Genomic DNA, 3,087 nt, shown 5'->3' with positions numbered 1-3,087 from the left:
GATTGACGGCATCTCTAGGGGAGGCGGTTCCCGGCGGCCGGTCGGCCCCGCATCCGGCCCCCCTTTCTTGTTCCCCTTTTTATCTTTTTTCGCCGGCACCTCTTTTTCGCTTGCCGTCCCCGCCGGACCGGGGCCGACACCGACGGCGCCGGCAAACTGACCGGAAGCGACGAGATAAAATCCCCCCTCGGCACCGGGATATTGGCCAAGACGGTCACGGGCCAGCGCCGCCAGCCGGCGGTTGTCCGGCTCGGGCAACACCAAGCCGGGACCGTCCGGCGGCAAGCTCGGAGCCAGTGTTTCGGCGGCCCCGGCCAGATCAACGGCGGCCGATTGCAATTGCTCCCGTGCCGTCAACTCGTCGGCGGAACCCCAGAGCGCGATCCCGCTGCTGGCCACCAGCGACGCCAGTGACGCCAAAAACACCACGGCGACGATGATCGTTCGCCACTTTCCCATGAGTTTCCTAATACCGGGCAAAAGCCAGCCAGCCGGCCCCGAGCAAGAGAGTCAGCAGGGTCACCGGAATGCCGACGCGGGCGTAGTCCCAAAAACCAATGGCCACCCCTTCCTTGCGCGCCTGTTCCACGACGATCAGATTCGCGACCGACCCCAACACCGTCAGGTTGCCCGCAAACGTGCTGGAGGCCGCCAACGCCAGCCAAGCGGTTTCTTGGACGGCTTCAGCCATGGCTCCGACAACCGGCTTGAACAACAACACCGCCGGGACATTGGACACCAGATTCGACACCACCGCGGACAGCGCGGACAGCATCCACACCGGGTCCCCTCTGGCGGCCGACTGGCCCACGCCCGAACCAGATAGCACGTGAACCTCGAACGCCCGGACGACCACGAACAGCCCGGCGAACATGACGAGCAAACCCCAGTCGATGTGGCGATAGACCTTTTCCGGCTTGACCCGGTCCAGTAATAGCACGGCCGCCGCCGCGAGGGCGACCACGGCCATCGGCAACCCGGCGAAAAATCCCGCCACGGCCGCCAAGGTGACGGCCAGACTCTTGATCAACAACGTCGTGTGACGACGACTTTCGGGGTTGCGGTCCGCCGGGGCGCTATCGCCGGAATTCGGCGAATTTTGGCCCAAAACCGAACGATAGGCGATCAACGTCACGACATAGCCGATGACCAGGCCGATCAGCGCCGGCGGCGCGAGCTTGGCGGCAAATCGCAGGTAGGAAATGCCAGAGAGGCCGCCGATGATCATGTTCTGCGGATTGCCTGTCAATGTCGCCGCCGAGCCGAGGTTGCTGGCGATCGCCAGGCCGACGAGATGGGGTCGCGGGTCCAGTCCCAATCGCCGGGCCAGATGCAGGACCAGCGGGGCGAGGGCGAGACACACCACGTCGTTGACCAGCACGGCCGACAGGACGCCGCTTAACAGCATGGTGACCGCGAGCAGGGCCTTTGGCGATTTCATCCGCCCCAGCGCCAGCCCGGCCAGCCGGTCGAAGAACCCGGCCCGGCGCAGATAGGCCACCACCACCATCATTCCAAGCAGCAGGGCAATCGTGGCGAAGTCAACGGCCTTGACCGCCTCCTCGAAGGAAAGCAGCCCGCAGGCCAGCGTCCCGGCCGCCCCGATCAAGGCAATCCCCGAGCGGTCGGTCCGCAGGCCGGGAAGCCGGCCGAGGGCCAGGCCCAGATAAGTCAGGCCGAACCAGAACAAGGTCAGCCAAAACGCCACGCCTTCCGACATCATCGACTCCGTTCAGCAATAGTTGGTGAATCCCACAACCGGGCGAACCATCGGAACGGCCGTGTGCCGCCCGGTCGGATCGACCGCAAACTCGATTTCGCTTTCAGCCGTTCCGTCAGTCGCGTCGGCCCGGATCTTCAGCCGATGGATGCCCTTCGACAGCCGGGCATCCGGCAGCGGGGCCGCCCAATTCCGGCCGTCGGCCGGCTGAAGATCGAACCACGGGCCGTCGTCAATTCGTCCGGCGACGCCCGAAACGGACCCGCGAGACCAGACCCGGACCCGCAGTTCATCCGCCCCTCTGACGACATGCGACGGCCCCGTCGCCAGCAGGGCCTCCCTCGGGTGCGTGATCAACGCCAGCGGCCCGGTGTCCTCCACCGTGCGGTAAGCCACCGCAAAGTCCTCGCCTTGGAAAAAGGCGATCATGTATCCGGGAGAGCCTCCCTCCGGGTCGCCGATTGACCGTGTCGCCATCACCGCATTGCGGCCGTCGTTGGCGGCCTGCCAATAGTGAGTGTGTCCGCAGAGGATTGCGTGGACCCGGCGGGTCTGGACAATCTCCCGCCATCCGTCGATCCCCGGCCCGGCGAAGTCCTCCCATATCTGGTACGGATAATTGTGCTGGAACACCACCACTCGTTCCCCGGCGGAGAGGGCGGCGTCGGTTTCCGTTCGGAACCAATCCAGTTGTTCCGGCGACAATCCAACAGGCTTGCCTTCCTGAGTGTTCAGCCGGAGGAATCGAAACCCGCCGACGGAATGGCTACCAGTCGGGGCGCCGACATGTTCGCGGAAGGCGGTCGCGGCCGGGTCGCCCGCAGTGTCATGGTCCCCGACGAGGGCAAACCACGGAGCCGTCAGCCGTCCGGTCAGGTCGCGAAACAGGGCGAACTGGCCGGGTGTTCCGTCCTGCACATTGTCGCCGATGAACTGGACGAAGTCCGGGCGAATCAGATCGTTCGCCTCGTCGATGGCCCATCGCGCGGCCACATGGTTTGGCAGACCCGGTTCGGTCAGATGCAGATCACCGGGGATGATGACGGTCACGGGGTCGTTCATGTTGTTGTCTCCGGTTTGGCCATTCGCCGGGTCTCGGGAACAAAGAACAAAATGACGAGCGTGGCGGCCACCCCGACGCCGCCAAGGACGGCGAACGTGTCCCGATAGCCGAGTGATTCAACCACCAACCCGGCCACGGCCGGACCGACGGCCGAGCCGAACACCAGCGAACAGCCGACGATCACTTGGGCTTCCCCCGCCCGGCGCGGGTCGGCCAGCCGGTCGGTCACCCACGCGGCGGCGGTCACGGCGAACAGTCCTTGGGCCAGCCCGTCGAGGGCTTGGATCAGCAACACCTGCCAGCC

3 protein-coding genes and 1 pseudogene are annotated in these 3,087 nt (G+C 65.6%); all 4 read right to left on the bottom strand.

The features are described 5' to 3' along the window. Positions 1 to 459: pseudogene (locus tag BGIM_RS64600) on the bottom strand (hypothetical protein); the annotation flags it as partial. Between the two features lie 7 nt (positions 460 to 466). Then, positions 467 to 1,720, bottom strand: a complete 1,254-nt coding sequence (locus BGIM_RS0101390; RefSeq protein ID WP_020468012.1) for an anion transporter — start codon at positions 1,718 to 1,720, stop codon at positions 467 to 469. 12 nt (positions 1,721 to 1,732) lie between these two features. Next, positions 1,733 to 2,782 carry a metallophosphoesterase family protein gene (locus BGIM_RS0101385; protein ID WP_020468011.1) on the bottom strand — a complete coding sequence of 350 codons (1,050 nt, stop codon included), beginning with the start codon at positions 2,780 to 2,782 and terminating at the stop codon, positions 1,733 to 1,735. Continuing rightward, positions 2,779 to 3,087 (bottom strand): MFS transporter (locus tag BGIM_RS66380; protein WP_202947210.1); only part of this gene is annotated, 309 nt, incomplete at its 5' end. The genes BGIM_RS0101385 and BGIM_RS66380, both read right to left, overlap by 4 nt.

It is taken from the genome of Zavarzinella formosa DSM 19928 (assembly GCF_000255705.1).
GTDB classification, from domain to species: domain Bacteria; phylum Planctomycetota; class Planctomycetia; order Gemmatales; family Gemmataceae; genus Zavarzinella; species Zavarzinella formosa.
The sequence above is the reverse complement of the archived record's forward strand: the minus strand, read 5'-3'. Positions and strand labels throughout refer to the sequence as shown.